Origin of the sequence: Burkholderia sp. HI2761, assembly GCF_002223355.1 — a bacterium.
In the GTDB taxonomy this organism is placed as follows: domain Bacteria; phylum Pseudomonadota; class Gammaproteobacteria; order Burkholderiales; family Burkholderiaceae; genus Burkholderia.
This window is the reverse complement of sequence record NZ_NKFN01000007.1, coordinates 1,435,416-1,461,399: the sequence shown is the minus strand read 5'-3', so window position 1 is coordinate 1,461,399 and position 25,984 is coordinate 1,435,416. Positions and strand designations below refer to the sequence as shown.

Annotated in this window: 29 protein-coding genes and 3 pseudogenes; 14 read left to right on the top strand and 18 right to left on the bottom strand. The window is 66.8% G+C overall.

Going from position 1 to position 25,984, the window contains the following annotated elements:
• Positions 1-21: 21 nt before the first annotated feature.
• The 4 genes and pseudogenes from CFB46_RS24195 to CFB46_RS24185 all read right to left on the bottom strand — a co-directional run.
• Positions 22-198, bottom strand: coding sequence for a hypothetical protein (locus CFB46_RS24195; RefSeq protein WP_241241134.1), 177 nt, complete (start codon positions 196-198; stop codon positions 22-24).
• Positions 199-215: 17 nt separating this feature from the next.
• The gene (locus CFB46_RS24190) at positions 216-470 is read right to left on the bottom strand and encodes a response regulator transcription factor (protein WP_152777648.1); all 255 of its coding nucleotides are present in this window, start codon (positions 468-470) and stop codon (positions 216-218) included.
• Positions 471-639: 169 nt separating this feature from the next.
• A complete protein-coding gene (locus tag CFB46_RS36050) occupies positions 640-801 on the bottom strand; it encodes a hypothetical protein (RefSeq protein ID WP_179235107.1) in 162 nt (53 codons plus the stop codon).
• 137 nt (positions 802-938) lie between these two features.
• A pseudogene (locus CFB46_RS24185) lies at positions 939-1,122 on the bottom strand (IS3 family transposase); the annotation flags it as partial.
• Positions 1,123-1,159: 37 nt separating this feature from the next.
• On the opposite strand from CFB46_RS24185, the pseudogene CFB46_RS24180 reads away from it, so the two are divergent.
• Positions 1,160-1,677 (top strand): annotated as a pseudogene (locus CFB46_RS24180) (aldehyde reductase); the annotation flags it as partial.
• Between the two features lie 118 nt (positions 1,678-1,795).
• Here CFB46_RS24180 and CFB46_RS24175 read toward each other — a convergent pair.
• The 7 genes from CFB46_RS24175 to sctJ form a co-directional block, all read right to left on the bottom strand.
• The gene (locus CFB46_RS24175) at positions 1,796-2,185 is read right to left on the bottom strand and encodes an HrpB1 family type III secretion system apparatus protein (RefSeq protein ID WP_027782698.1); all 390 of its coding nucleotides are present in this window, start codon (positions 2,183-2,185) and stop codon (positions 1,796-1,798) included.
• 75 nt (positions 2,186-2,260) lie between these two features.
• On the bottom strand, positions 2,261-3,067 hold the full coding sequence (gene sctT / locus CFB46_RS24170; RefSeq protein WP_089501526.1) for a type III secretion system export apparatus subunit SctT: 807 nt from the start codon (positions 3,065-3,067) through the stop codon (positions 2,261-2,263).
• Between the two features lie 51 nt (positions 3,068-3,118).
• Positions 3,119-3,571, bottom strand: coding sequence for a type III secretion system protein (locus CFB46_RS24165; protein WP_373558203.1), 453 nt, complete (start codon positions 3,569-3,571; stop codon positions 3,119-3,121).
• Positions 3,572-3,619: 48 nt separating this feature from the next.
• The gene (gene sctN, locus CFB46_RS24160) at positions 3,620-5,011 is read right to left on the bottom strand and encodes a type III secretion system ATPase SctN (protein ID WP_089501524.1); all 1,392 of its coding nucleotides are present in this window, start codon (positions 5,009-5,011) and stop codon (positions 3,620-3,622) included.
• Positions 5,012-5,062: 51 nt separating this feature from the next.
• Positions 5,063-6,064: a type III secretion system stator protein SctL gene (gene sctL / locus CFB46_RS24155; protein ID WP_089501523.1), complete on the bottom strand. Its 1,002-nt coding sequence runs from the start codon at positions 6,062-6,064 to the stop codon at positions 5,063-5,065.
• A complete protein-coding gene (locus CFB46_RS24150) occupies positions 6,058-6,816 on the bottom strand; it encodes a type III secretion protein HrpB4 (RefSeq protein WP_256980669.1) in 759 nt (252 codons plus the stop codon). Before CFB46_RS24150 ends, sctL begins: the two co-directional genes overlap by 7 nt.
• Positions 6,817-6,865: 49 nt before the next feature.
• On the bottom strand, positions 6,866-7,660 hold the full coding sequence (sctJ, locus tag CFB46_RS24145) for a type III secretion system inner membrane ring lipoprotein SctJ (protein WP_089501522.1): 795 nt from the start codon (positions 7,658-7,660) through the stop codon (positions 6,866-6,868).
• A gap of 121 nt (positions 7,661-7,781) precedes the next feature.
• Between sctJ and CFB46_RS24140 the strand changes: the two are divergent.
• Positions 7,782-8,237: pseudogene (locus CFB46_RS24140) on the top strand (RNA-guided endonuclease InsQ/TnpB family protein); the annotation flags it as partial.
• An 18-nt stretch (positions 8,238-8,255) separates the two neighbouring features.
• Here CFB46_RS24140 and CFB46_RS24135 read toward each other — a convergent pair.
• Positions 8,256-8,654 (bottom strand): serine kinase, encoded by a 399-nt coding sequence (locus CFB46_RS24135; RefSeq protein WP_089501521.1) that lies wholly within the window; start codon positions 8,652-8,654, stop codon positions 8,256-8,258.
• Positions 8,655-8,682: 28 nt separating this feature from the next.
• Entirely contained in the window at positions 8,683-9,252 is a 570-nt protein-coding gene (locus CFB46_RS24130) for an HrpB1 family type III secretion system apparatus protein (RefSeq protein ID WP_089501520.1), read from the bottom strand.
• Positions 9,253-9,628: 376 nt separating this feature from the next.
• Between CFB46_RS24130 and sctU the strand changes: the two genes are divergently transcribed.
• Genes sctU through sctS form a run of 6 tightly spaced genes read left to right on the top strand, consistent with a single transcriptional unit; the run spans position 9,629 to position 15,689 of the window.
• The gene (sctU, locus tag CFB46_RS24125; RefSeq protein WP_027782688.1) at positions 9,629-10,687 is read left to right on the top strand and encodes a type III secretion system export apparatus subunit SctU; all 1,059 of its coding nucleotides are present in this window, start codon (positions 9,629-9,631) and stop codon (positions 10,685-10,687) included.
• Between the two features lie 5 nt (positions 10,688-10,692).
• Positions 10,693-12,669 (top strand): FHIPEP family type III secretion protein, encoded by a 1,977-nt coding sequence (locus tag CFB46_RS24120; protein ID WP_089502325.1) that lies wholly within the window; start codon positions 10,693-10,695, stop codon positions 12,667-12,669.
• Complete coding sequence (gene sctP / locus CFB46_RS24115; protein ID WP_227789606.1) at positions 12,632-13,642, top strand: type III secretion system protein SctP; 1,011 nt, start codon at positions 12,632-12,634, stop codon at positions 13,640-13,642. Before CFB46_RS24120 ends, sctP begins: the two co-directional genes overlap by 38 nt.
• Before the next feature lie 7 nt (positions 13,643-13,649).
• Complete coding sequence (sctQ, locus tag CFB46_RS24110) at positions 13,650-14,774, top strand: type III secretion system cytoplasmic ring protein SctQ (RefSeq protein ID WP_089501518.1); 1,125 nt, start codon at positions 13,650-13,652, stop codon at positions 14,772-14,774.
• On the top strand, positions 14,761-15,417 hold the full coding sequence (gene sctR, locus CFB46_RS24105; RefSeq protein WP_089501517.1) for a type III secretion system export apparatus subunit SctR: 657 nt from the start codon (positions 14,761-14,763) through the stop codon (positions 15,415-15,417). The genes sctQ and sctR overlap by 14 nt, the downstream gene beginning before the upstream one ends.
• An 8-nt stretch (positions 15,418-15,425) precedes the next feature.
• Positions 15,426-15,689 carry a type III secretion system export apparatus subunit SctS gene (gene sctS / locus CFB46_RS24100; protein WP_027782683.1) on the top strand — a complete coding sequence of 88 codons (264 nt, stop codon included), beginning with the start codon at positions 15,426-15,428 and terminating at the stop codon, positions 15,687-15,689.
• Here sctS and CFB46_RS36575 read toward each other — a convergent pair.
• Positions 15,659-15,844, bottom strand: a complete 186-nt coding sequence (locus CFB46_RS36575) for a hypothetical protein (RefSeq protein WP_227789607.1) — start codon at positions 15,842-15,844, stop codon at positions 15,659-15,661. The genes sctS and CFB46_RS36575 overlap by 31 nt on opposite strands.
• Here CFB46_RS36575 and CFB46_RS24095 point away from each other — a divergent pair.
• The 5 genes from CFB46_RS24095 to CFB46_RS24075 all read left to right on the top strand — a co-directional run bounded on the left by CFB46_RS24095 (position 15,836) and on the right by CFB46_RS24075 (position 19,295).
• Complete coding sequence (locus CFB46_RS24095) at positions 15,836-16,888, top strand: helicase (protein WP_227789608.1); 1,053 nt, start codon at positions 15,836-15,838, stop codon at positions 16,886-16,888. The genes CFB46_RS36575 and CFB46_RS24095 overlap by 9 nt on opposite strands.
• A 120-nt stretch (positions 16,889-17,008) precedes the next feature.
• Complete coding sequence (hrpD5, locus tag CFB46_RS24090; RefSeq protein ID WP_230469077.1) at positions 17,009-18,049, top strand: HrpD5 family protein; 1,041 nt, start codon at positions 17,009-17,011, stop codon at positions 18,047-18,049.
• 23 nt (positions 18,050-18,072) lie between these two features.
• The gene (locus CFB46_RS24085) at positions 18,073-18,333 is read left to right on the top strand and encodes a hypothetical protein (RefSeq protein ID WP_011660757.1); all 261 of its coding nucleotides are present in this window, start codon (positions 18,073-18,075) and stop codon (positions 18,331-18,333) included.
• 173 nt (positions 18,334-18,506) lie between these two features.
• On the top strand, positions 18,507-18,716 hold the full coding sequence (locus CFB46_RS24080; protein WP_006765597.1) for a hypothetical protein: 210 nt from the start codon (positions 18,507-18,509) through the stop codon (positions 18,714-18,716).
• A 123-nt stretch (positions 18,717-18,839) separates the two neighbouring features.
• Positions 18,840-19,295, top strand: coding sequence for a molecular chaperone Tir (locus CFB46_RS24075; protein ID WP_089501515.1), 456 nt, complete (start codon positions 18,840-18,842; stop codon positions 19,293-19,295).
• 174 nt (positions 19,296-19,469) lie between these two features.
• Here CFB46_RS24075 and CFB46_RS24070 read toward each other — a convergent pair whose 3' ends face one another.
• The 4 genes from CFB46_RS24070 to sctC form a co-directional block, all read right to left on the bottom strand.
• Positions 19,470-20,894, bottom strand: coding sequence for a secretin N-terminal domain-containing protein (locus CFB46_RS24070; RefSeq protein WP_089501514.1), 1,425 nt, complete (start codon positions 20,892-20,894; stop codon positions 19,470-19,472).
• On the bottom strand, positions 20,891-21,661 hold the full coding sequence (locus CFB46_RS24065; protein ID WP_089501513.1) for a response regulator transcription factor: 771 nt from the start codon (positions 21,659-21,661) through the stop codon (positions 20,891-20,893). Before CFB46_RS24065 ends, CFB46_RS24070 begins: the two co-directional genes overlap by 4 nt.
• 88 nt (positions 21,662-21,749) lie before the next feature.
• Complete coding sequence (locus tag CFB46_RS24060) at positions 21,750-22,958, bottom strand: sensor histidine kinase (RefSeq protein WP_089501512.1); 1,209 nt, start codon at positions 22,956-22,958, stop codon at positions 21,750-21,752.
• Positions 22,959-22,998: 40 nt separating this feature from the next.
• Complete coding sequence (gene sctC, locus CFB46_RS24055) at positions 22,999-24,762, bottom strand: type III secretion system outer membrane ring subunit SctC (RefSeq protein WP_089502324.1); 1,764 nt, start codon at positions 24,760-24,762, stop codon at positions 22,999-23,001.
• 103 nt (positions 24,763-24,865) lie between these two features.
• Between sctC and CFB46_RS24050 the strand changes: the two genes are divergently transcribed.
• Positions 24,866-25,972 (top strand): type IV pilus twitching motility protein PilT, encoded by a 1,107-nt coding sequence (locus tag CFB46_RS24050; RefSeq protein WP_371090891.1) that lies wholly within the window; start codon positions 24,866-24,868, stop codon positions 25,970-25,972.
• Positions 25,973-25,984: the final 12 nt, after the last annotated feature.

Here is a 25,984-nt window from a genome sequence, read left to right as displayed (position 1 = left end):
GCAAATGCGGTATGCGTCTCGCTACGGCGAGCCGGGCTCGGTGACGGGAGAAGGAGCGGTGAGCCAGCCGGACAGCACGGCCGTATGGAGGAGCGCGCAGATGTTGGGCGAGCCGGTCTTGCCGAGAAGATGTGCGCGATGCTTGCGGGCGGTCTGGTCGCTGATGCCGAGCGCGCGAGCGACCTGCTTGTCGCTCATGCCGGCGGCGAGCAGGTTCAGGATCTCGCGCTCGCGCGACGAGAACGGGTCAGGATGAGGCTGAGGACCGTTTTTTTGAGCACATCAGGAAAAAGCGTGAAATAACGCATGGTCAGCTCCGCCGATTTCCTGACGCCGAATTTATTGAGGAGATTTTCGCGATGCTTGCGCGCGGTATAGACGGAAATGGACAGTTCGGCCGCGATTTCATGGTCGGTGAGGCCTCGCGAAATCAGGCTCAACACGACTGTCTCACGTGCGGTGAGTTTCAATATGGATCCCCGTCGACAATTGAAAGGGCATCCCCTTCTTTGTCACGGGAGCGGCGGTCTCCTTTGAATATTCACGACAACCTCACGGGCGACCGGACATCTCTCCTGATGCACGCGACATACCAAGGTGGATGCGCTTGGAAATGCTTTGTTATTTTCGGGTCGCCCATTACAAACCGATTTTTTGATTATTTTCGGTCGCAGGATCGTGAGACCCGCCGTGTGCCGACCATTTGAATTCCGGGCGATCGTGAGCCTGCATCATACGCTCACCACTCGATTTCTCATGATGATTGATATCACTGATTGAATCGACCGACGTCGCATGCATTCAATTTCCATTTCATTAGTGAATTTATATTTTTGTTTATTATTTACTCTATTAAAAACAAAATAGAAATTTTCGCGCAATCGTTACAAAATGGCGACATCGAATCCGACGATTGAAAGCGATCCGGTTGTCGCAACGCGGAACTCGAAGCCGTCCGAACACCATCGCTGACTGCTACGCACGACGGCCACCTTGCCACCGTGGCGACGTCGGGGTCGAGGCCGAGCGGGACGATATTGCACAACAGTCCCACGCCCGGCGATGCCCGTAGCCGGGAGAATCGCCGATGACCCGGCGAATTTCCTCGACTGCGGCCGCGTCGTCGGCCTCGATTGACGGTCATCACGCGACGTCACCGGAAGGACGCGGCATGCAACTGTCCGCGATCAATCCGGTGACGGTTCTCGGGCCCGTGCTCGGCGACGACTATTCGCATCCATCCGCCTGATCCGGGGCATGCTGGACGGCCAGCCTGGCAATCCGCGAATCAATTCCGGTTTCGTCGACGTGCGCGATGCCGCCGACCTGCACGTGCGCGCCATGACCCACGAAGCCGCGAACGGCGAGCGCTTCATTGCCATTGCCGGCGAAAGCATGTGGCTCGCCGAAGTCGCGCAAGTGCTCAAAGCGCGCATGGGGGACGCTGCGCGCCATGTGTCGACCCGCGTGCTGCCCGACTGGCTGGTGCGCATCGGTGCGCTCAGGGATCCCGCGCTGCGAGGATCGCTGCCGCTGCTCGGCCGCAATCCGAACGCTACCAGCCAGAAGGCCATCAGCTTGCTCGACTGGTCGCCCCGTCCGCGCGAGGACGCCATTGTCGCCACGGCCGAAAGCCTCGTGCGCCTCGGGCTGCTGCGTGATGCCAGCCGGCGATAGCACCCGCACCGCCTACCTGCCGGTGCATGGCGAAGCAGGCCGTGGCTAGTTCGCCCGCGCCCCATCGCGCCGGGCGCGGCATCAGCGTGTCGACGCACGTTTCAGGGTTCAGTGGCACCTATCCGCGCCCGATCGCGGGCGCTGCGAGCAGCGCCTGGGCGGTGCGCGTCGCCATCGGGTCGTCGGATTTGTACGCCGCCGCGTAGGCATAGGTACGCCACGATGCATCGCCAAGCGCGTAACGACAGACAGCCGCGAGCGCCATGCCGCGCGACGACAGCGTGCCATCGCGCTCCACCCGGCGCAATTCGCTCAGCGCCTCGCCCCAGGCGCGTGCACGCACATGCCACCAAGCCAGCACCTCGCGCATTTCGCCGTTCCCGGGACGCAGCACCGCCATCGCATCGAGCAGGTCCTGAACGTCCGAAAACGTATCCAGCGCCGCGCCAGCCCAGAGCACGTCCATCATCCCCGTAACGATCACGTTGTCGCTCAACGTCTCGATCATGTTCTTCTCCAGGCTTTTTCAGCCAATCGCCACCGACGAACGCATATTTGCGCCCGCTCGCGCATTCAGCGCGTTTCACTTGCCGCTCGCGAGCGCCTTCGCCTCGGCCGCGATGCCCACGAGCGACAGCTGATCGCGTACCTGATCGATGAAAATCGCCGCCATCAGGGCGAGCATCAGGATCGTGAGCGCGCCTTTCACGGGCTGCGCCAGCGACGGCAGATCGAGCTTTTGCGACACCTTTCCGGTAAAGCCGAAGCCGATATCGATCAGCAGCAGCATCAGCATCATCGGCGTGGCGAGCTTCGCCACCATTTCCATCAGCGAGTCGGTCTTCACCAGCACGAACGATTCGAGTACCGCCCCCCCGGCCGGCGTGAGGTTCGCAAGCGGCCACCAGGTATACGATTCGTAGATCGCGCCGAGCAGGAACGTCATGCCGCCCAGACACCAGAACGCCGCGATCGCGAACTGGCTCAGGAGCGTGGAAGTCAGCGACGTCTGCTGCCCCTGGCTCGGGTTCTGCATCTGCAGTTGATTGAAACCGGTCAGATCGTCGACGTACGTGCCGACGCTTTCGGCGGCCCAGAACACCGTCGACGCCGCGAAGCCAAGGCCGACGCCGATCAGCGCCTCCTTCAACCCGATGCCCACGAGGATCATCGCCTCCCCCTGCTCGAGCAGGCCGCGTTGCCCGTAGGCGATGAAGCTGCCCCACAGCAGCGCCAGCGCGGTGCGCACGCGGCCTTGCACGACGTTGTCGGACGTCGGTGGAAAAATCATCATCAGGACCATCAATCGTTCGCTGCAAAGGCCCAGCACGATCAGAAACCTGACCAGTTGGTGGCTCGATTCGATCGATGCGAATGTAATCTCGCTCATTTCAGTCGCCTGTCGTTCAATGGATGCCGGCTGGCGAGCGCGCTCGCCGCTTCAAAACGCCGGGTTGGGCCGCCGGCTCTCCGATGTTTCCTCGTCCTGCGCGTCCTCGATCGCGAGCTCGATGGCCTTGACGAGCGTGTCGCGCCGCTTGCCGTAGATGTCGATGCGGGCACGGTTGCGCAGGATCTCCGTGCGCAGCGCCCCGATCTGCGCCTCCTTCGCCGCCAGCGCCTGCCCGGCCTGCGCCGCCCGGGCCTCGAGCATCGCGTGCTGCTCGGCCGCGTGCGCCCGGAATTCGCGCAGCTTCAGATACTCGTCGGCCCGGAAGGAAACGCCGCCGAGCATCGCGTCGATCTTGCCATCGTGCGCGGCGAGCCCGGCCGCATGCGCGCGCACCGCCGCGCGGCTTTCCTCCAACGCGTCCATGAGCCCCTGCAGCTCGCCGCGCAAACCGCCCAGCGCCGCATTGAGCTTGCGATCGAGCTGACGGCGACGCGCGAGCACGCGCTCGAACGCGGCAACGCGGCGGTCTTTCATCGCTTGCCTCCGGCGTCAGGACTGCACGATCTCGTCGAGGGCCGCGAGCGTGTCGCCCGGGTCGACGAGCAGATCGGTCGGTTGGCCGAGGAAAGCCCGAATCGCGTCGATCTTCGCAATGGCTTCGTCGGCCAGCGCATCGGTGCCGCTCTGATACTCGCCCACCTGCAGCAGCAGTTCGACCTCCTTGTGCTTGGCCATCAGCCGCCGCACGTGCCCCGCCGCCGCCACGTGCTCGCGCGGCACCACCTGCGTCATCACGCGCGACAGACTGCCGAGCACGTCGATCGCCGGATAGCGGTTCTGTGCCGCAATCTCGCGCGAAAGAATCATGTGGCCGTCGAGAATGCCCCGTACTTCCTCGGCGATCGGGTCGCCGCCCGATTCGTCCTCGGCCAGCACGGTATAAAGGGCGGTGATCGAGCCGTGCTCCGAGCGGCCCGCGCGCTCCAGCAGCCGCGGCAGCTCCGCGAAGATCGACGGTGGAAAGCCGCGCCGCGTCGGCGGCTCGCCCATCGCCAGGCCGATTTCGCGCTGCGCGCGCGCAAAGCGCGTCAGCGAATCCATCATCAGCAGCACACGCATGCCGCGGTCGCGGAAGTATTCGGCCACCGCCGTTGCCGCGTAAGCGGCCTTCGCGCGCTCGATCGACGAGCGATCCGACGTCGCGCAGACGACGACCGAGCGGGCCATTCCGTCGGGCCCGAGAATGTGCTCGCAGAATTCGCGCACTTCGCGGCCGCGTTCCCCGATCAGCGCGATGACGTTGACGTCGCAGCGCGCCCCGCGCGCGAACATGCCCATCAACGTACTCTTGCCGACGCCAGCCGGCGCGAAGATGCCCATGCGCTGGCCCTCGGCCAGCGTCATCATGCCGTCGACGACGCGCACGCCCGTCGGCATCGGGGTATCGACGACGGGCCGCGACATCGGATCGGGCGGATCGGCGATGACGGGCTGCCACTCGTCGCATTCGAGCGGCCCCTTGCCGTCGATCGGCTCGCCCAGGCTGTCGATCACGCGGCCGAGCAGGCGGGGGCCGATGCGCAGCGAAAGCGGACGCCGGAGTCCCACCACGCGTGTCGCGCGCGACACGCTGCCGAGCCTGCCGAACGGCGAGAGCAGCGCGACGTCGCGCGAGAAGCCGACCACCTCGGCACGCTGCAGCAACGCGCCGTCGGGCGAGCGCAGCTCGCACAGCTCGCCGAGCGTCGCGTCGAGCCCCGATACGCGTACGAGCGTGCCGATCACTTCCTGCACCTTGCCGCATGCCGCGGGTTGTGCGCGGGCGCGCAGTTCGCGCTCCATCGCATCCATCAGCGCCGAAAAGCCGCGTCCGGCCCGTGGCTGCGCGATGCGCACCCCGCTCGCTTCGTCGGTTCCGAAATCGTCCGCGCTGTCGATCATGGCGCTCCCTTCCTTGTCATGTCTTCTTCCATGTGCCGCTCGAAGGCCGGTTCAAATGGACATCGCGCCGGCGTCGGCATACGCGGCATCGGCCCAACGCTCGTCGCGCGGGTCGCCCGCCGTTTGCAGGGCCGCGGCATCGTCTTGCCAACCTGCTTCGTCGCCGATGTCGTCGTCGCCATCGCCGCCGTCGTCCGCGTGCGCATCCGGGTCCGCCAAGCCCTCGCCGGCTGCGACGGCGTACTCGCCGATCGGCGCCTCGGCGTTGCCCGCGACACAAGCCTGCGCGTCGACGGCTGGTGCGTCGTCGCCAGGCCGCGCATTCGGCGCCTCGCGCCAGCAGTCCTCCTCCACGCTTCGCACCGCGCGCGCCAGGGCGCCGCGCATCGCCGCCAAGTGCAGCGACAAGCTCGCGTCGATCGCGCCCAGGTCGGTTTCGGCGACGCATGCGCCGGGCGCAAGCGTCGCGTCGGCCGCCACGCACAGCCGCACGGAGAGCCCGGCCTCGCGCCACGCCGCGGCCGCTTCGTCGAAGGCCGCCCTCGCCGCGGCCAGATCCGACGGATGAACACGCAGATGAACGGGGCTGCCGTCGGCGACGATCCGCTCGACCGTCGCGGCCGCGCGCGCGAAAAGCGCCTTGGGATCCACCGACGCGACGATCTGCTCGACCGCCAGCGTCACCAGCCCGGCCAGCCGGTCCTGCTGCCCGGGCGCGAGCCGGCAGGCTTCGGCGTGCGCGGCCGCCGCGCGTTCGTGCCAATCGGTCAGCCCCCGCCGCAAACCGTCGTCGTAGCCCCGCTCGGCCGCTTGCGCGAACTCGCGCAGGGCACGCTCGACGAGCTCGTCCGCGCGGGCGCGGGCTTCGTCGAGCAGCATGCGGGCCTGGGCGCGTGCCGCGTCCAGCGCCTCGTCGCATTGCCGGCGCATCTCGGCGTACGCCGCATCGATCTCGACGATCGCCGCGACGCGTTCATGACGCAGGATGTCGCCTTCGACGCCCACGCCGAGGTCCGTGCCTTCGGCCTGCGGATTGCGTAACCAGATCACCATGACCCCTCCGGAAACAAGTCGGGCAGTTGCGAGACGATCGAAAGGCTCGGGCTCGCGCCTTCCGAAGACGGTCGTGACAGCGGCAACGAAGGGGACGACAACGCACCCCCGTCGTCGCGCGCCGGCATGGCCAACCGCAGGATCGCGAGCGGACTACCCGGCGCCCATCGGCAGTCGCGCTCGAACAGCCGAAAACCCAGCCACGCGAGGGCATCGCCATCGGCCGCGTCGAGCGGCGCTTGCATGACCGATGCCGCGTGGCGTGCGCGCGCGGCGAGCGAGCGCGCATCGCCAGCAAGCTCGCGTCCGCGCGCGAAGAGCAGATTGACGCCGCGCGCCCCGATCCAGCCCGTCAACTTCTCGCGACGCGGCCGGTCGATCCAGGCGCGCAATGGCTCCGCCTGCTCCACGAGCGCGCGCAAGCGGAACACGGTCAGACAATCGTGCGCCGGCAGCAAGGCAAGCGCCGTTTCCGGCGCGTTGAACGCGGCAAGCGGCGGCGCGGGCATGCCCCATTCGTCGAGCAGCGCATCGGCAAGCGCCTCGGCCTGCGCGGGGCTGCATGCGCCGAGCCGGTCCGCACAGGGCACGCGTGCGAGGCACGTCGGATGCATCCAGTCGAACAGCGTACGCCGGCGCCGATGGTAGGCGGCCAGTCTCGCCGCCACGGCCGCCGGCGTCTCGCCGTTCGGGGCGGCAACGCTGTCGGCGGCTGCGTCGTATGCATCGGCTGCGTCGTATGCGCTCATCATCTGCTCACCGTGCTTGCCATGCCGGCCATGCGCCCGTTCGGATCGAAGGTCATGCCGGCGCCTTCGCCGCACGCCCCGCCCGGCGCGCGAGCAGGCCCGCAAGTCCGCCGCCGCCCTTGAGCAGGTTGCCGCGCAAGAGCGCGAAGCCGCCGGCGATCATCAACAGCAGCACGCCGAGCGCGCCGCCCGCATAGACCACCCAGCCATCCTGGCGGTGCGGGTGGGCAGGTGGATCGAGCGCATCGGCCGGCACGCTCGTCACGCTGACCTGATCGTAGGTCAGCCCCTCTATGCTGTGCACGACCAGGTTCTTGATCGCCGGCGTCATCCGCTCGAGATTCGCGTCGGGCCGGTACTTGATGAAGACCGATGCGGACGACGGCTTGACCGACTGTGCGAGCGGGTCGTTGTTCGGCAGCACGATCTGCACGCGCGCCACGACCACGCCGTCGATCTTCGACAACGTGTCGTCGAGTTCCTGCGACAAACCGTAAATGAAGCGCACGCGCTCCTCGGTCGGCGTGGAAACGAGCCCGTCCTTCTTGAACAGCGAGCCGAGGTCGTCGAATTTCTTGCGCGGCAGGCCGCGTGCGCGCAGCACTTCCACGGCATGCACGATCTGCTTTTCGTCGACGCTGACCGACCAGGTCTTGCCGCCATCGGGCGTGCTCTTTTGCGCGTCGACGCCGGACATCAGCAGCGCGGCCGCCATTTCGTTGCAGTCGCTTTCGGTCAATTGCCCGTAGAGCTCTTGCTTGCAGGCTGCAAGCGACAGCACGAGCGCCGCCACCGCGACGAGCCGCCATGCGGAGGGCAGCTTCGAAGGCATGAGGTTCGGTTTCATCAGTTGCTCCGAGAAACCCCGTCCTTCAGAACGGGGAGGAAAGGATTGCTGTTGACAGACAGCTTCTTCCACGGGTTAGGATCACCGACATGATCCTTGTCTACCGCTACCGCGTGAAGTCGCGCAACGGGCGCGAAAGCACAAGCGGCATATCGCGAAGCTGCACGCCAAGGTCGCGAATGCGCGTGCCGATTTCCAGCATAAGCTCGCGCTCGATCTGGTGCGGCGTTTCGATTACATCGCGGTCGGCAACGTGTCGGCCGCAAAGCTCGCCAGAACCAGGATGGCGAAGAGCGTCTACGACGCATCCTGGTCGTCCTTCCGAAACAAGCTCCGCTACAAAGCGATCGCGCACGGAGTCACGTTCGAGGAAGTCGACGAAAGCGGTTCTACCCAGTCCTGTTCGTCGTGCGGGTCGAAAGACAGCACGACGCGGCCGAAAGGTATCGCGGGACTGCGAGTAAGAGAATGGGCCTGTAGTGACTGCGGTGTCGAGCATGATCGAGATACCAACGCTGCGTTGAACATTCTCCGATGCGGACGTGCATCGCCAGGTGTGGGAATCCTCTCCCTTTAGGGAGACGAGGACGTCAAGTCACTGGTTCTTCATGAGCGTCTGCACGGCGTCCTTCGACGACTGCACGGTTGCCATCTTCACCTGCAGATCGGCATTCAGGCTTGCGATCTCGAGCTGGATGGTCATGTCGGCGGCGGCAAGGCGCTCCATCGACAGCGCGCTCATGTGCTGAGTCATATAGAGCACGTCGTTCGGCACTTGCCGGTAGTAGTCCGCCTGCTCCTCGACTGCTTTCGCCACGAGGTCCGCGCGCTCGGTCGGGTGGACGGCTGCCGCATGCTGGCGCTCCGAAGCCATCATCGCCTGGAATTTGTCGACGAGCGGCTGCGATACCGCGTCCGCATTCGGCGCCGCGGGCGTCGTGCCGGTGACGCGCGCCAGTTCGTACTGGAGTTGCGATGCAGTCGTGATGCTCATTTCGTTTCTCCTGGTAGGGGCAACAGGCTCAGACGCGCATGTACTGCATCGTCAGCAGCATGTCGCTGGATGAGGACGACGGCGTCGCGACCGCTTCGCCGTCTTCGGCATGCGCTCCGTTCTCGAACGCGAGCGCGGAATCCGGCGCAACGAAGCGGCCCGTGCGCTTCGCGGTCGCGACCGCCTGCTTCAGCTCCTCGCTCGCGAGCAGAACCTTCGCGAGCCGTTCGACCTCTTCGTTGCCGCCTTCCTCCAGCAGGTGTCGGGCCTCCTCCTGCCAACCGAACTCCTGGCGGGCCTTCAGGCACTGCAGCAACATTCCCTTGCTGGCCGGCAGGCAGACCGAGCGCTCGACCAGATCGCGAAAGAGCCGTTCGGCCTCGCTCCATTCCTCGCGCACCATATGCAGCCAGCCGTCGAAAAACGCGAATTCGGCGGAATCCGGGCGCAGCAGATGCAGTACTTCGACGAGGTGCTCGAGATCGTCGATATCGACTTGCTCCGGCGTGCCCGCGCGGGCCATTGCCACCCTGACCAGGTCGACGATCGCGCCGACGACTCCCGATGGGCACTGCGGCCGATCCTTCAGAACGTCCATCCTTTCCCCCAAGGAAATCAGATTCGATCCGATGGGCCACACCCGATGAGGCGTGGCCTTCCGTTGACGCTAAGTTACGCAACGCGATGGGCGCGCCACCTGCCGGGCACGAAGTCGCACAACGAATTGCGAAGCGCCGCATGCGATGGGCGCCGGTCGGTGCCGCTGCCGCGAACGTCTGCGCTCGTGCCCGCCGCCACGCGGGTTGCCTTGCTCATGCGGCCTGCGCCCGAGCGACGCGCCGTCGCGCCGCCTCGCTTCGCAGCCCTCGTCCTTGCTTCGCATCGCCATCGCGCCGGATACCGCGGCGCCGCTAACGTTGCATCGGGCCGCCCCATCCCGGGTGCGCGCCTGAGACAAGCGAAGGACAGCGGTCATGAGCGACGAGAAAACCGAAGAGCCCACAGACAAGAAGCTGGACAAAGTCCGCGAGGAAGGCCAGGTCGCGAAGAGCTCGGACCTCGTCGAAGTCGCGTCGCTCGGCTCGATCGTGCTCGTGCTGACGGCGGGCCAGCATTACCTGGCCGATACGCTGCGCGCGATCGTCAAGGAGGCGGTCGATTTCACCCACGGCGAGCGCGAGTTGCAGGACCTCTGGACCGTCCTCGTTCATATCGGCCTGCAGGCGCTCGGCCTGCTGTGCGGGATCGCGGCCGTTGCGCTCGTCGCCGCCATCATCGCGCTCGCCCCCCAGACGGGGCTCAAGTTTTCGCTGAAAGCCGTCATGCCGAAGCTTGCGTCAGTCAGCCCCGGGTCCGGCTTTCAGCGCATCTTCTCGATGAACTCGGCCATCGATCTCGCGAAGATGGTCGGCAAGGCCGCGGTTCTCGCCGCCGTCATGTGGCAGACGATCAAAAGCGCGATGCCCGTGGTGGCGAGCGCGCTCGATCAGTCGGTACCGCAGTTGATTGGCGTGCTGTGGTCCGTGCTCATGCATGTGGTCGCGGTCGCGCTCGGCGTGTTCGTCGTCATTGGCGCGTTCGACTACAAGCTGCAGAAGTGGCTCTTCATCCGCAAGAACCGGATGTCGAAAGACGAGGTGAAGCGCGAGCACAAGGAGAGCGAAGGCAACCCCGAACTCAAGGGCGAGCGCAAGCGCATGGCCAGGGAGATGTCGCAGGAAGGCCCGAAAGGCGGTGTCGCGCGCGCGAACGTCGTCGTGGTCAACCCGGTTCACTACGCGGTCGCGCTGCGCTACGACCCGGCGGAGTTTCCGCTGCCCGTCGTCCTCGCCAAGGGCCTCGACGAACAGGCGCTGCGGCTGCGCCAGCAGGCGATGCACGCGCGCGTGCCCATCGTCGCGAACCCGCCCGTCGCGCGCATGCTGCACAAGGTGCCGCTCAATCAGCCGATTCCCGAAGAACTGTTCGAAGTCGTCGCCGCGATTCTTCGCTGGGTGGACGGCCTCGCGCCTCAAACCGCCACCACGGAGTAGTGGACATGTTCAAGACCATGAAACTGCCCGGCATCGGCGAGGCCGGCATCGCCGTCCTGCTGATCGCGATCGTCTCGCTGATGATCCTGCCGCTGCCCCCCGCCATCATCGACGGGCTGCTCGCGATCAACATCATGATCAGCATCACGCTACTCATGGTGACGATGTACGTGGGCCATATCGCCACGCTCTCGGCGTTCCCGTCCGTGCTGCTCTTCACGACGCTTTTCCGGCTCTCGCTGAATATCGCGTCGACGAAGTCGATCCTGCTGCATGCCGATGCCGGCGAAATCATCGAAAGCTTCGGCCAGCTCGTCGTGGGCGGCAATCTCGTCGTCGGCCTCGTCGTGTTCGTCATCATCTCCGTCGTGCAGTTCATCGTGATCGCCAAGGGCTCGGAGCGCGTCGCCGAAGTGGGGGCCCGTTTCACGCTCGATGCGCTGCCCGGCAAACAGATGAGCATCGACGCCGACTTGCGCGCGAACATCCTGACGCCGGACGAGGCCCGCAGGAAACGCGCGAGGCTCGCCATCGAAAGCCAATTGCATGGCGGCATGGACGGCGCGATGAAGTTCGTGAAAGGCGATGCGATCGCCGGCCTCATGATCACGATGATCAACATCGTCGCGGGCATCGCCGTGGGCGTCGCCTATCACGGCATGTCGGCCGGCGAGGCGGCCAACCGCTTCTCGGTCCTCTCGATCGGCGACGCCATGGTCTCGCAGATTCCCTCGCTGCTGATCTCGGTGGCCGCGGGCGTCATGATTACGCGCGTGGACGAAGGCGGCGACCATGGCAATTCCTCCCTCGGCGAAGACATCAGGCGCCAGTTCACGAGCAGCTCGCGCGCGCTGTACTTCGCCGCGCTGCTGCTCCTCGGCTTCGCCGCCGTGCCCGGTTTTCCGGCGGCGCTCTTCGCGCTGCTCGCCGGGCTGCTCGGCTTCGTCGGCTACCGTCTGCAGAAAAAGCAGGACGGTCCGGCCAAAGGCGCCGGCAAGCCCGTCGGGGCACTGCAGCGCGCCGGTGCCAAGGGCGACGCGCCCTCGATCCTGCCACGCCCGCCGCAGTTCACCTGCCCGCTCGGCGTGCGCCTCGCAGCCGATGTCAGCGCGCGTCTCGCGGCCGATGCCCTTGACCGTGCGTTCGACGCACAGCGCCATGCGCTGCAATCGGAAGTCGGCCTGCCGTTCCCCGGCATCATGATGTGGTCCGACGGCACACTGCCCGAAGACAGTTACGAAGTGCTCATCTTCGACGTGCCGCAAGGACGCACCACGCTCGCCGAAACGCGCGCGGTACACGCGGCGGCCGACTGCGGCGCCGCGGACGCGCCTGCCGCCGCCGCGACACCGGAAGCATTGATTGCACGCCACACGATCGACCTGCTGCGGCGCAATGCTCATCTCTTTCTCGGCATTCAGGAAGCACAGTGGATGCTCGATCAGCTCAACGAGGACTACCCTGGACTCGTCGCGGAGGTACAAAAGGCACTGCCGCTGCAGAAGATGGCGGACGTGCTGCGCCGGCTGCTGGAGGAAGGCGTGCCCGTGCGCAATATCCGCAGCATCACCGAAAGCCTGATCGTCTGGGGACCGAAGGAGAAGGACATGCTGATGTTGACCGAATACATCCGCATGGAGCTCGGCCGGCTCATCGCCTATCGCGCGACGGGCGGCGTGCGGGATTTGCCCGTCGTACTCGTCGACGTTCAGGTCGAGCAGCACATCCGGCAGTCGATCAAACAGACCCCCACGGGCAACTTCCTCGCGCTGCCGCCCGACGAAATCGCCCAGCTCGTCGGCAAGATCGCCGACATCGTCGGCGATACGCCGCGCCAGCCGCTGGCGCTCGTCGCCTCGATGGATATCCGGCGCTACATCAAGCGCATGATCGAGGCACCGCTGCCCTGGCTGCCCGTGTATTCGTACCAGGAGCTCGGCGCGTATGTCGATCTCCAGCCCGTCGGCCGCCTGGCGATGTGATCGAGCGAGCCGCGCCATGCACTCCTCCGCCCCTCATCGCGCCCGCGTCATCGCGGCGCCGGCCACGCACACCGACCCCGCACCCGAGATGCCGGCCGCGCAGTTGAGCCGCCAGGCCGCCCTTTTTCAGCGCCTGCGCGAAGGCGTGCGCGCCGGCGCCTCGGAAACGCCCGGCGACGAGCAGACATGCGCCGCACCGGCCGCGCCTCCCTTCGCCGAGCAAGCCGCCCCGCTCTACCCGGTCGCCGGGTTCGCCGCGGACGAACATCGCGACGATGCCGGCAGCGGCGAGCGCGACGACGACGCACAGGCCGGCTCCGGCGACGAACGCGATGACGCTGCCGCGCACGCTCCATCGGCAGCGCAGGTGCCGGCTCCGGTACCTGCGACGATTCATCCGCCCATGCATTCGACGATGCGCGTACCGGTGCATTCGGCCATGCATGCGCTCATGCATGTGCCGGCCTATTCGACGATGCCCGCGCCGACGCCGATGCCGGCGCCGATGCCGGCGCGCGGCGCGGCGCCGCTTTCACCGCCGAGGCCGCCCAACGCCCGGCCATCGACGGCTGCGCCGGACACGCCGCGCGTACAAGCCGCGCGCGGGCCGCAGCGCCCCGGAGCAGGCGGCCCGCACGCCGTGGTCGCCGTGCGGGCACCGGCGCGCACGGGCCAGGACATGAACCGGTTCGTCGATTCGATCGTCGCCGAGGTGTCGGACTTCTGCGCCAATCCGATCGTGTTCGAAAGCGGCGACTGGCAGATCACGATTCCCGTCGATCCCGCGCTGCTGCCAGGCTGCACGTTGAGCCTCGCGCTTTCGCATTTCCAATTGACGCTTCGCTTCGACACCACGGACGCACGCTCGCGCGAACTAATCTCACAACATGCAGCGACGTTGCGCGCCAGCCTCGAAGAAGTGATGCAAAACCGCTTCGACGGCGCGCGCAGCGTCGAGATCATCGTCACGTAAAACCAATATGGACACCACACGAACGCTACTGACGGACCACGTTGCGGCGGGCGCCCAAGCGCCGGCGGCGGCCGTCTTGCTCGATCCCGCGCGGCTGCCCGCGCTTGCGGCCGCCACCGCGCGCCAGCATCGGCTCGCCGTCGACGCGCGCCTGAGCGCACTGCTCGCTCACGCACTCGGCGTCTCCGCCTTCAGCGTCGGTGCGCACGATTTCGTCGAGCCGGAGCGCGCCGCCGTCGTGCGCGTGCGCTGGGGCATGGAGACGGCCTCGGTACGCATCGACGTCGGACAGCACACGGGGCTCGCGAGCGTCGTCGCGTCGGACGAGCCCGTCAACGAGCGCTTGCGCCATGCCGTGTGCGCCATCCTGCTCGATCCGCTGCGGCGCGCGCTGCAAGCGCTCGGCTTCGACGGCGTGGAAGTCGTCTCGCTCGAACGTGCCGCGCGTCAGCCGCTGAGCGCGCCTTGCTGCGCGCTCTCGCTGCGCGTCGGCGATACCCGCTTCGATGCGGTTATCGAGCACATCGACAGCGGCTGGCTCGACGCGCTCGAAACGCTCGTGGCCCGGCAATGCACGCCGTTCGCCACCCACGTCAGCGAGATCGCCGTACCGGGCCGGCTGCAGATCGGCGAGAAAACGATGAACGTGACGACGCTCGATTCGCTGCGCGCGGGCGACGTCATCTTGCGTGCCGTACCCGAAGCCACCCGCGCGCTCTTCGCGAGCGAGCGGTCGTCCGCCCCGATTCAAGTCGTCTGGGGCCGCTACGGGACGCGGCAGCTGCGCGCCGTGGCAGACGTCACCCACCACCTGATGACCTTGAGCGAGGACCCCACCATGAGCCACGAGACGCAGTTCAACGCGCCGCTTACCGATTCGATCGACACGCCCGTCGAAATCAGCCAGCTGGACCTGCCGCTGAAGCTGGAGATCGACACGGTTTCGATGCCGGTCGCGCAGCTCTCGGCGCTGCGCGCGGGCTATGTGCTCGAGCTTCCCACCGCGCTGCCCGATGCGCGCGTGCGGCTCGTCACCTATGGGCAGACGATCGGCTTCGGCGAACTCGTGAGCGTCGGCGATCATCTCGGCGTGCGTCTCGTTCAGCTGTCGCGCGGCCATGGTTCAGTTTAGCGATCTCACCGGGCTGCTGATCACCGTCGTCGCGATCAGCCTGATCCCGTTCGTCGCCATGGTCGCGACCTCGTACGCGAAGATCGTGGTCGTGCTCGGGCTGTTGCGCAACGCGCTGGGCGTGCAACAGGTGCCGCCGAACATGGTGCTCAACGGCATCGCGGTCCTCGTCTCCGCTTACGTGATGGCGCCGATCGGCATGCAGGCCATGCAAACCATGCAGACGATGCACCGTACCCCCGGCGGCGACACGTCGCTCGTCGTGCTCGATGCCTTCGATGCGGCAAAGGAGCCGTTTCGCGCCTTTCTGAAGAAGCACGCGCACGAGCGCGAAAAGCGGTTCTTCGTGCGCTCGGCAACCGTGGTATGGCCGAAGGACATGGCGGCGAAGATCCGTGAGGACGACCTCATCGTCCTCGCCCCGGCCTTCACGCTGACCGAAATGGCCGACGCCTTCAAGATCGGCTTTCTGCTGTACATCGCATTCATCGTCGTCGATCTCGTCATCGCCAACGTGCTGATGGCGATGGGCCTGAATCAGGTCCAGCCGACGAACGTCGCGATTCCGTTCAAGCTGCTCTTGTTCGTCGTCATGAGCGGCTGGTCCACATTGATTCACGGTCTTGTCATGACCTATCGCTGAGGCGCACCATGGAAACCGATACGCTCGTTCGCATCACCTCGCAGGGCCTGCTGCTCTGCCTGTCCGTCTCGATGCCGGTGGTGGCCGTCGCCGCGCTCTCCGGCCTCGCGATTTCGTTCGTGCAGGCCATCACGTCGATGCAGGACCAAAGCATCTCGTACGCGGTGAAGCTCGTGGCCGTCGTGGCCACCGTGCTCATGATCGGCGCCTGGGGCGCCGCCGCGATCCTGCGCTTCGCCAATCAGATCATCACGCTCGCGGTGCCGTCGTGAATTCGCCGATCCGCAACAACCACGGCCACCACGCCGCCGATCTCGCGCAGCAGGCGCAGGCCGACGCCGAGCACACGGGGCAGATGACCCAGGCGCGCGGCTTCACGGGCGTGAAGGTGCAGCACACGAAAATGCAGCGCGTGCGCATGCAGCACAACAAGATGCTCGCCGCCGCTTTCTACCGCGGCAAGCGTTTTGCCGAAGGCATGCACAAGCCGCCGGCCCCTTCCGCGCAAAAGCTGATGCGCCAGCTCGGCCAACGGCCGCGGCCGGGGGGGTCGGCGAAGGCGCAAGGCAAAGACCCATCGGCTCACGAACGGCCGGACGACCCGCACGCGCTCGAGCCCAGGCACGAGCACGAGCACGAACACCCGCACGAGCGCGAACGCAAGCACGAGCAGGGGCAGCAGCAAAAGCGCGAGCGCGATCGGCAACACGGCGACGGGCAGCAACAGCATCGCAACGGCCATGGGCACGATCGCGGCTCGAATCAGCAAGGCGAAGAGCAGGGGCAGCCGCAGCAGCGTGCGCCGCGCGACGGGCAGCCTGAGCGCGACGGCCGTCAGTCCGGCGAAGGCCGCGACAAACCGCGCAAGTTCGCGATCGGCAAGGCGGGCCGGGCCAAGGCCGCCGCGCGCAGCCAGCCGCTCGCGGCCACGATGCAACTGCTCGCGAGGCAAAGGCTCGGTGCGCCGGACTTGCCGGCCGAGCTCGCGGCGACGTGCGCGAAGGAGGTGCTGCGGCTTGCCGCGCAGATCGAGCTGGGGCCCTTGCTGGCGGTGCCGATGCTGCTCGCCATGCGCTCGCCGATGGCGCTCCGGCGCAATGCCGCCCGGCTTCACGCGCACCGCCATGCGGCACTGATGCAAAGCGCCGCGACCCCGGGCAAGGCCGCCGCGGTGGCGGGGCTTCTCGGCGTATCGCTCGACAACACGCTCGCGCGCCAGAGCGCGGGCATCGAATACTCGTACGACGATCAATCGATCGCGGCAGTGAAGCAACGCATTCTCGAGACGCAAGCCGCGCTGCCGGCCAGCGGGGCACCAGCCGGTGCCGCCGTCACGGGCGGCGCGACGGGCGGCGCGATCGGTGGTCAAACCGGCGCCGCGCGGCAAGAGGCGGCCAAGCCCACGGCCGGCGCTTCGGATAAGACGTTCGAAGTTCGCATGGCGCCGGCTGCGCCAACGGCAAAACCCTAAACTGATTTCGACGGTCAAGGCCTGGCGGCCCGATGCGCGAAGCAGCGAAACGCCGGAGCGACGACCAGCAAGAGCAACCGCAACCGCATGACACACGTCGGATACACGGATACCACGATCATGAAAGCGCTTCGAGTACTGACCGGCACCCACGCCGGAGCCCAGGTCCGGCTCACGAGCGGCGCCTACCGGATCGGCGCCACCGAGCACGCGGATGTCTGCATCAGCGACTGGACGGTCGAGGACATCGAGCTTTGCGTGGGCGAGGACGGTGTGGCGCGGATCCGCTCGGCGAACGGCGACGAGGTGCTCGTGGCGGACTTCGTGGCCGTGCCGTTCGGCGATGTCGTGTTGTGCGTGGGCCCCGATGGCGAAGTCTGGCCGCGCGATCTCGATTTGCTGGCGGGCCTCTGGAAGACGGCCGAGCCGCCTGACGCCGACACCGCGACGGGGGCTGACGCGGAAAGAGGCGCGCCGGATCGGGGCCCGGCCCATGCGGACGAAGCCGGCGCCGACCATGCGCCGGCCGCTTCGCCCAAGGTGCGCTGGCGCACGGCCGTGCTGGCGCTCGCCTGCACCGCTGCGATCGGCGGCATCGCCGTGGCCGGTGTGATGTTCGCGGGCACGCAGTCGAGCGAAGCGGCGAGCGTGAGGTTCGACGCCGACGCGCTCGCACGGCAGTTGCAGGAGGCCCTGCACCGCGAAGGCCTCGGCGATCTGCAGGCAATGGCACGCACGAACAGTGTGGCGGTGCGCGGCATCGTGACGAGCACCGACGAAAGCGCGAAGGCGCAGCGGATCATGGACAGCCTCGCGCGCGGCAAGGTGCGGCGCGAATACGACGTCGCGCAGCAAGACGTGGACAACATCCAGCAGTCGCTCGCCAGCACGGGCGCGGCAGTAAGTTACCAAGGCCACGGCATCTTCCGCGTGAGCGGCAGCGTGCAGTCGATGACGACCTTCCGCACGCTGATAGCAGGTATCAGGGCCGACCTCGGCGACAACGTCAAGCGCGTCGACGTCGATGTCAAGGAGGCGCAGGCGCTCACGCCCGATGTCGAGTACACGGCAGTGATCGCCACGGGCGGGCTGCGTTACATCGAGACGCCCGACGGCACGAAGCATCTGTTCGCGAGCAGCAGGGACGAAGCAAACAATTGACCTCGACCACCAAAGGAACCGACATGTACGACGCATTGCTTCCCATCGCGCAGGATCTGAACGCGCTCGATGCCACGCTCTCGGCGCCCGACGGCGCGCAACGGGTCGCGCGCATCGCGGCGGCCTTCGATGAAACCGCGCGCCGGATCAGTACGGCCACGCAGTCCGCGGCCGACGAGCGCGAGCGGCTCGATCTGCAAAAGCTCTATCGCGGGATGATCGCGGCGCGCCGCATCGTGCTCACGCTGCAGGAGCGCCACAGCGCCCGTGGCGCGGCGCTTTGACGGCATCCGCGGCGATATGGAAGACGGTTGAACAGTTTGCAGTTGCAGCATCCGGCTGCGCGTCAGCCGGTCCGGACCGGCGGCCATCACGGCCAAGGGCCTTTTACCGAAGCATCAGGCGTCAATCCACAGCAGTGCTTTTTCCATCACTTTCTTGATAAGGGGAATACATCATGTCTTCATCGATCGGAAGCTCGGGCGTCTCGCAAGCCGGTTCGCAAAACGCCGACATGGTCGGCCAGATGCAAGCCATGGCCAACCAGAACAACGCCATGACGATGGCCGCCATGCAGATCAACATGCAGCAGCAGGAAACGTCGGCGCTCGCGTCCGTCGGCAACAACGGCGCGAAGAACATCGCCGACGCCGCGAAGGGCCAGTAAGCCACTCGCGTTGCCGCGGTCCGTTCGCGCGAGGGGCACGAAAGCGGAAAGCCTGGCTTTCCGGCTACGTGCCCCCGCTTTTTTGCAAGCGGGCCGCCCTATTTTCGCCGGAGATTGCCGCCCATGGGCAGGGAACGTTTCGTCGAGTTGATTCACGAGGTTTGCGCGGTGGTCGGGCTGCCCGACGCCGAGTATGTCGTCGAGACGCAAACGCTCGAGATCGAAGGGTTCGACGTCCATCTCGACCACCACGAGACCGACCCCGATTCGGTCTATGTCAGCTTTCATTACGGCGCCGTCACGCCCGGCCGCTCGCTCGTCGTTTTCCGGCTCATGCTCGAGGCCAACTTGCTGGTCTACGCGCAGGATCAGGCGCAACTGTGCCTCGAATCCGATACGGGCAACGTCGTGCTGCTCGTCCATCTGCCGATAGGCCCGACGATCACCGGCGATTATCTCGCCGATCTGTTCTCGCACTACGCCGAACACGGCCGCTACTGGCAAAACAACATCCTCGAATCGCCCGACGAAATGTTCGAGGGCATCGCCTCGGGCAATTTCATGTGGCTGCGGGCGTAAGCCCGGTGAGCGCAAGCGTGCCTCAGCCAAGGGGCGCATCCGCGCGCGCATCGACGCCTGGCCAGCCATCGCATCCGTTCGTATCCGGCACGTCGCTTCACACTCACGCCATCGCGGGCGCTCGCCCGATCGGCGCTAGAGCCTGTTCACGCTAATAACGGGCTTGCGCTGGCCCTAGGCTGCCACGCGTGGCATCAGCAAGACGAGACGGCGACGCGTACCCTCCTCTCCCGCTCTGCCCGAATCGGGATCGTCCGCGCGGCGCTCGACATCGCTCCCGTGCCGCGCCGGTCCCTCGATGACGAGGCACTCGCCCGGCGCCAGGCTCTCGTCGACGGCCCGATAGCGGCGCGCATCGCGGCGGCGCCCCAGTTCCACGCGCAAGCCGATACGCGGCATCGACGCGGCGCCTTCGACCGTCGGTGCAATTGAGAGCCACAGATCGCGGGCATCGTCATCGGGCAGGTCATCCTCATCGCGGCGGGCGAGACGTGCCTCGTGGCGGTCGATGACGGCCGGCGAGCGGTCGTGCGTGAGCGCCGTTTGCGACACCTCGATTTCGGCGCGGCCGCTCCTGGCCAATGCCTTGAGCTGCGCGAGCAGCGCGCGGCCGCCGTCGGGCGCGATACCTGCACGGTGCTCGCGCGCGGCCGCCGTTGCCTGCTCCGCGCCTGCCCCGTCGGCCATGGCCGGCGGCAGCGCGGATCGCAACGTGTCGAGCGCGTCGCCATCGACATCCACCACCCACGTCTGGACCGATACGAGCTGTGCACGCACGTCCAGGCTGGCGACGAGCGCGCCGTCGGCGTCGATGCGCTCGGCCCGATCGCGGACCAGGATGGAGTTCGTGGTCGCATCCGCTTCGATCGCCGGCAACGCTGCATCGAACTCGACGATCCGCGGTGCATCGGAAACGGCGGCCCCGCTCGCAACGGCCGGGCGCTCGAAACGGCGCCGCAAGAGCGTGGCCACACCGGGTACGACGAGCGTGCGGCCATCGACCACGCGCGTTTCGTCGGCGGCATTCGCGGCACTCAGGCGAAACACCCGCACGGACAAACGCACGCGCTTTCGCGCGTCGCGCTCGAAGCGCTCGGCCGCGGCACGAATACGTTCCACGTAGGTCGCCGGCCCGCGCACGTTCACCGTTTGCGCGGCGGCATCTACCGTCAACGGGAAGTGGGTATCGGCAAGACCTGCCTGCTCGAGCGACGCACGCAGCGCATTCGCCAAAAGGAAGTGAGGCCGGATGGCGACATGCGCCTGCTCGTTCGCGGGCGACACATGCAAGACCGCACCGTCGTAGTACCAGACGAATCCGTACGACCGGCTCATGACATCGAGAAAGCGCTGCGGCGGCATCGCGAAACGGCCGCTCACGGCGCCCTCCACTTGACCGTCGATGCGCAGGGCAACGTGCTGCCCCGCGGCGAAGGCATTCAGGACCTCCGCGAGACTCGCACCGTTCGTCACGTAGACGAAGCGGGCGCCGGCGCCCCCGGCCCACACCATGCTCGCCGCCTGCGCATGCACGGTGACCGTGCAGACGAAGGCAGCGACGGCGCCGCGCGCGAGCGCTCGCATTCGTGCCGCGCTCATGCGGCGCCTTCCGGCGACGCATCGGCGCCCGACGCATCGGCGCCCGTCTGATCCATATCCGGCTTGAGGGTCAGGCGGTAACCCGTCGCATAGACCGATTGCACGGTCCAGCCGACGCCAGCGGCCTTCAGGCTCGCACGCAGCCGGCTCACGTACATGTCGACGGAGCGGCTTTGCACGGCCGCATCCCAGCCCCAGACCACGCTCATCAGATCCTGCCTCAGCACGACGGCGCCCGTGTGCCGAGCGAGATGCCAGAGAATGTCGAACTCCTTGGTGCCGAGCTTGTGCGCCACCCCCGCCACCACGAGCGAGCGCGCCTGCTGATCGAGCGCGCATTCGCCGTCGACGAACATCTTGCGGCCGTGCACGTTCATCGGCGCGAAGCGCCGCAGCAGCGCGCGCATGCGCGCGAGCAGCACCTGCCTGTCGTAGGGCTTCACGAGATAGTCGTCGGCACCCGCATCGAGTATGCGCACGATGTCGGACTCCGCCGAGTGCACGGTCTGAAAAATCACGGGCATGATCGATTGCGAACGACTGCGGATCTTTTGCAGCAGCTTGTCGCCGGAAACGCCCGGCAGGTCCCAGTCGAGAATCGCGAGATCGGCCCACTGCTCCGAGAGAAATTGCTGCGCGTCGAGCCCGCTGTGAAAAGCGTCGACGTGGTAGCCCTCGCTCTTGAGCCAGGAATGGATGAGCGCGTGGTGCGCGACGTCGTCCTCGACGAACAGAATGCGTACGGGTTTGCCTGCAAGCGATTTCATGTGAACCCTTGGTTCCGACGGCCGCGCGGGAGCCGGTGCCCGGTCCGCGCAACGCGTGTCAAACGAATACGGGCCGCGCGCTGGCGCCTCACTCGCCGCGCGCCGCGCGCAACGCGCGGTCGGCATCGACAAGCGATGTCGCGTGCGGCTTCGCGGCGACAGGATTCAGGCACGGCAGACGCAGCACGAACATGGTACCGCCTTGTCCGTTGAGCTCGGCGTAAAGTGCGCCGCCGTGCATGCCGACGATCTGCACGGCGAGCTTGAGCCCGAGACCGAAGCCCGTTGCCGTCCGCTTGCCGAGCTTCTCGAAGTCGGTCAGCCGATCGCCGTCGACGAGCCCCGGCAGCCCGCCCGCGCGATCGTCGACGACCACCTCGGCGAAACCGTCGGCCTGCCGGATCGACACCGTCACCGCCTCGCCGCGCGGCGACGCACGAACGGCATTGTCGATGACGTTCTGGACGGCGCGCGCCACGAAGTTGCGCATGCCGCTCACCCACAGCGGCGCGCTGTCGGGCAGCCACAAGTGTAGCGCGACGCCGCAATAGACGGCGGTGACCTCCAGTTGCGAGATGATCTGGCGCAGCGTCGCGCGCAGATCGAACCGTTTGAAGTCGCGCGCCTGCAAATGCTCGGTCACCGACGAGAAGATGAACTGCTCGCCGAGCGAGAGCACGTACTGCGCGAGCGCGGTGATCTGCTGCATGCCGCCGCAACGCTCGAACGCCTCGGGGTCGCTCGCATCGAGCTGCGTGAGCGCGCTGATCGAATTGAGCGGCGAGCGCAGATCGTGCAGCAAAAAGCGCAGCGACATGGCTCGCTCGTCGAGCGAGCGTGCGAACGGCGTCACGTCCGTCACGGCGATGACGGATTCGCCCACCCCCGCACCGGCGCACGCACCGGCGGGACCCGCCTGAATCCAGAAGGTCGAATCGTCCACGCGTACCTCGCGGCCCGCTTCGAGATCGCGCAGCCGCGGCACGTCCGTCATCTCGAAGCGCTCGCTCAGCGCCACGCTGAAATCGACGCCCGCGGGCAGCGTCATCGCCAGTATCTCGAGCGAGCGCGCGTTCGCGTGCACGACCGCACCCGCGCGATCGAGCACGATCACCCCGCACGGCAGCCCGCGCAGCGTGCCGCGCAGGCGGCGCGCCTCGTCGTCGGACAGGCCGCGATCGGCAGCGCCCCCGCCGCATGCGTCGGCGGGCAAGCCCGGTTGGGTGGGCCGCGGCTCGGACTGCTGCCCAGGCTGCACGTCGGGCCGCGAATGCGGCTGAGTATGGGATTCGTTCACATGGCCTCCTGCATTCTCCGGTGCGGGCGGTTGCGGTGAATCACGGCGAGATGACGCGCGGCGACAACAGGAAGAGCCGCTCCATGTGGCTCTTCTGGCGGTTGTCGGTCCTGAAGAGCGCGCCGATCAACGGAATCTTCGAGAGCCCGGGCACCCCGGTCACGCCCATCGTCGCGCTGTCCGCGCGATAGCCGGCGATGAGCAGCGCCTGCCCCTCCTCGATGAACGCCTGCGTGTTGATCGTGCTGTTCTGGATCACCGGCAGGTTGCTGACCGTCTGATCGGTGAGCTGGCCGTCCTGAATCGCCACGTCGAGCTTGATGCGCGTGCGCCCGTCCTCCTCCACGACCATCGGCAGCACACGCAGCGAGATGCCGGTCGACACGCTGTAGAGATCGCCCGAGGTGTATCCCGACACCGGCACGAAAAACTGCGTCTGGTTGTCCATCACGGCCTCGATGTTGTTGAGCGTGACGACCTTCGGACTCGCGTCGATCTTGGCGGCCTTCGTCTGCTGCAGCGCCGAGATGCGTGCCATCAGATAGCGGCCGGCGTCGCCGAGCACGGCGGCCACCGATGCGCCCACGGGCGTCGCCGCCGCGAGCAGGTTGCCCGGCAGCGCCGTCTGGCCGAAGGTCTGCGAGAGCGTGCCGTTGTAGGTGCTCTGTGCGAGCGTGCCGGTACCGGTCTGCACGTCGACGTGGCTGTTGTGCGCGGTCCAGTCGACGCCGAGCTGATGCAGCGCGTCGTCGTCGATCTCGATGATGTGCGCCTCGATCTCGATCAGTTGCGGTTTGACGTCGAGGCGATCGATCAGCTTGCCGTACTGATCCATCCGGTCGGCCGTATCGCGAATCACGACGGAGTTGGTGCGCTGGTCCGCGACGATGACGGGCAGTTGATCGTCGCTCGCCGGCGCCGTGCTCGTGTTCTGCGGCGGCGGCGGCTCGCCCACCGCCGCCGCCACGGCCGGCGATGGCTGTCCGGTGAGCCCGGCGAACATGCCCTTGCCGGCCGCGCCCGACGGCACCGGCGGCGGAACGTACGGGCCGTTGTAGGCATTGCCGTTCACGTCGTTGATCGGCGTGTTGCGCTTCACGCCGCTCGCCGCGCGACCGCCCTCGCCGCGTTTGTCGGCGGTCTTGGCCGTGCCCGGGTGGTAGATGCCGTTGAGCACGGCCACCACGCCCTGCAGCGTGACCTGCTGGCCGTCGATGGGCACCGTGCGGTCGTGCGCCCACGCGTGATAGAGCGGAAAGACGCGTACCTGCGTGCCGCTTCGATGCGCGGCGTTGTTGTCGAGCCGCGAGGCCACGTTCGTCACCATCTGCACGTAGCGAGGCGGCCCGCTCACGAGCGCCGTGCCCTGCGCGCTGTCGTAGACGATCGGAAAACGCTCGTCGGCGATGCGCAGGCGGTCGAGCGCATCGCGCAGCGCGCCCGTATCGGCCGAATCGAGCTTCACGAGCGTGCTCTGCAGTTCGGCAGCCGTCGTGACGTCGAGCACTTCGCCGTCGTAGTACCACACGAAGCCGAACGACGCCGCGAGCGTATCGAGAAAGCGCCGCGGCGGCAGATGGAACTTGCCGCTCACGGTGCCGCTCACATCGGCCGCGATGCGCGTGGGGACGCCCTGGCTCGCGCCGAAGTCGCGCAGCACATCCTTGATGTCCTTGCCCTGCGCTTCGTAATCGACGATCGACGACTTCCAGCGCACGGCCGCCGCCTCGGCAACGGGGGCGGTCGCCCCGAATGCGAGCGCGGCGGCGAGGGCCACGGTGCCCAGTCGGCGAGCCCAGTTCATGACGCGCCGCCCGCGATGAAACGTACGCACCGCCGCCCGGTGCTTCTTCGACACATCGACAAAATTTTCATGTAAGTTCCGACTATCTTTCATAGGAAGGGCACTGACGATGAACGCTCCGAGTCACGAACGTCGCGACCTGACGCGCGAGATTCTCGAATTGATCGACCTGCGGCAGACTTTCACCGACATCCATATCGAGCAGGACCGGCCGATCATGATCAAGGCGCCGCGCGGCTGGCTCGCCGTCGGCGAGGAGCCCGTGCTCCACGATGAAATGCTGCCCACACTGGCCTCGATCGAACCGGACTGGGAGGCGCAGCTTCAGCACGGCGCGATCGATCGCCCGTTCGTGCTCACGCGCTGCCGCCTTCGCTGCAACATCTACCGCACCAATGGCGGCCGCAAGCTCGTCATCTCGATCCGGCGCCTGCCGCTGCAGCCGCTCGCGCTCGACAAGCTCGGCCTGCCCGCCTACGTGCGCTCGATGATCGACAGCGCCAAGGGGCTGATCCTCGTGACGGGCCCGACCGGCTCGGGAAAGACGACGACGATCGCCTCGCTGCTCGAGCACATCAACCGCACGCGCAACAGCCACATCGTCACGATCGAAGAGCCGATCGAATACGAACTCGAGGGCCGCACGTCGATCGTCTCGCAGCGGCAAGTGCCCACCGACACGCCGAGCTTCTCGGCCGGCCTGCGCGAGGCGCTGCGGCAAAAACCCGACGTCATCATGGTGGGCGAGGTGCGCGACCCCGAGACGGCGGAGACGGCGCTGCAGGCCGGCGAATCGGGCCACCTCGTGCTCGCGACGATGCACACGGGCAGCGCGATCGGCACGCTCACGCGGCTGTTGTCGTTTTTTCCGGCCGAGCAGCGCGAGCGCTATGCGGCCGCGCTCGCGAACTGCCTCATCGGCGTGATCTGCCAATGCCTCGTGCCGACGGAGGATGGCGAGAACTTCGTACTCGCGAGCGAACTGCTCTTCAACAATAATCAGCAGATCAGCGGCCTGCTGACCGATCCGGGCAAGCTGCCGTACCTTGCCGAGTTCATGAAGCGCAAGGAAGACAACATGTCCCGCATGCTCAACGATCACCTCTTCAGCCTCGTATCGAAGCAGCAATGCCTGCCGCGCGACGTGCTGCGCGCGACCTACAACCGGCTCGAGCTGCACGAAATGCTGCAGACGCTCGCGCCGCACTGAGCCCGCGCGAAG

Coding starts and splice junctions, on each gene's coding strand:
- sctT (WP_089501526.1), bottom strand. CDS start 3,067: ATGAGCGAGATTACATTCGCATCGATCGAATCGAGCCACCAACTGGTC.
- sctC (WP_089502324.1), bottom strand. CDS start 24,762: ATGAACTGGGCTCGCCGACTGGGCACCGTGGCCCTCGCCGCCGCGCTC.
- hrpD5 (WP_230469077.1), top strand. CDS start 17,009: ATGAAAGCGCTTCGAGTACTGACCGGCACCCACGCCGGAGCCCAGGTC.
- CFB46_RS24130 (WP_089501520.1), bottom strand. CDS start 9,252: ATGGACGTTCTGAAGGATCGGCCGCAGTGCCCATCGGGAGTCGTCGGC.
- CFB46_RS24065 (WP_089501513.1), bottom strand. CDS start 21,661: ATGAAATCGCTTGCAGGCAAACCCGTACGCATTCTGTTCGTCGAGGAC.
- CFB46_RS24080 (WP_006765597.1), top strand. CDS start 18,507: ATGTCTTCATCGATCGGAAGCTCGGGCGTCTCGCAAGCCGGTTCGCAA.
- sctJ (WP_089501522.1), bottom strand. CDS start 7,660: ATGAAACCGAACCTCATGCCTTCGAAGCTGCCCTCCGCATGGCGGCTC.
- CFB46_RS24070 (WP_089501514.1), bottom strand. CDS start 20,894: ATGAGCGCGGCACGAATGCGAGCGCTCGCGCGCGGCGCCGTCGCTGCC.
- CFB46_RS36050 (WP_179235107.1), bottom strand. CDS start 801: ATGCATGCGACGTCGGTCGATTCAATCAGTGATATCAATCATCATGAG.
- sctP (WP_227789606.1), top strand. CDS start 12,632: ATGTCGATCTCCAGCCCGTCGGCCGCCTGGCGATGTGATCGAGCGAGC.
- CFB46_RS24150 (WP_256980669.1), bottom strand. CDS start 6,816: ATGATGAGCGCATACGACGCAGCCGATGCATACGACGCAGCCGCCGAC.
- CFB46_RS24075 (WP_089501515.1), top strand. CDS start 18,840: ATGGGCAGGGAACGTTTCGTCGAGTTGATTCACGAGGTTTGCGCGGTG.
- CFB46_RS24195 (WP_241241134.1), bottom strand. CDS start 198: ATGAGCGACAAGCAGGTCGCTCGCGCGCTCGGCATCAGCGACCAGACC.
- sctR (WP_089501517.1), top strand. CDS start 14,761: ATGGTTCAGTTTAGCGATCTCACCGGGCTGCTGATCACCGTCGTCGCG.
- CFB46_RS24175 (WP_027782698.1), bottom strand. CDS start 2,185: ATGATCGAGACGTTGAGCGACAACGTGATCGTTACGGGGATGATGGAC.
- sctQ (WP_089501518.1), top strand. CDS start 13,650: ATGGACACCACACGAACGCTACTGACGGACCACGTTGCGGCGGGCGCC.
- sctL (WP_089501523.1), bottom strand. CDS start 6,064: ATGGTGATCTGGTTACGCAATCCGCAGGCCGAAGGCACGGACCTCGGC.
- CFB46_RS24095 (WP_227789608.1), top strand. CDS start 15,836: ATGCAGCACAACAAGATGCTCGCCGCCGCTTTCTACCGCGGCAAGCGT.
- CFB46_RS24120 (WP_089502325.1), top strand. CDS start 10,693: ATGTTCAAGACCATGAAACTGCCCGGCATCGGCGAGGCCGGCATCGCC.
- sctS (WP_027782683.1), top strand. CDS start 15,426: ATGGAAACCGATACGCTCGTTCGCATCACCTCGCAGGGCCTGCTGCTC.
- sctN (WP_089501524.1), bottom strand. CDS start 5,011: ATGATCGACAGCGCGGACGATTTCGGAACCGACGAAGCGAGCGGGGTG.
- CFB46_RS24085 (WP_011660757.1), top strand. CDS start 18,073: ATGTACGACGCATTGCTTCCCATCGCGCAGGATCTGAACGCGCTCGAT.
- sctU (WP_027782688.1), top strand. CDS start 9,629: ATGAGCGACGAGAAAACCGAAGAGCCCACAGACAAGAAGCTGGACAAA.
- CFB46_RS24135 (WP_089501521.1), bottom strand. CDS start 8,654: ATGAGCATCACGACTGCATCGCAACTCCAGTACGAACTGGCGCGCGTC.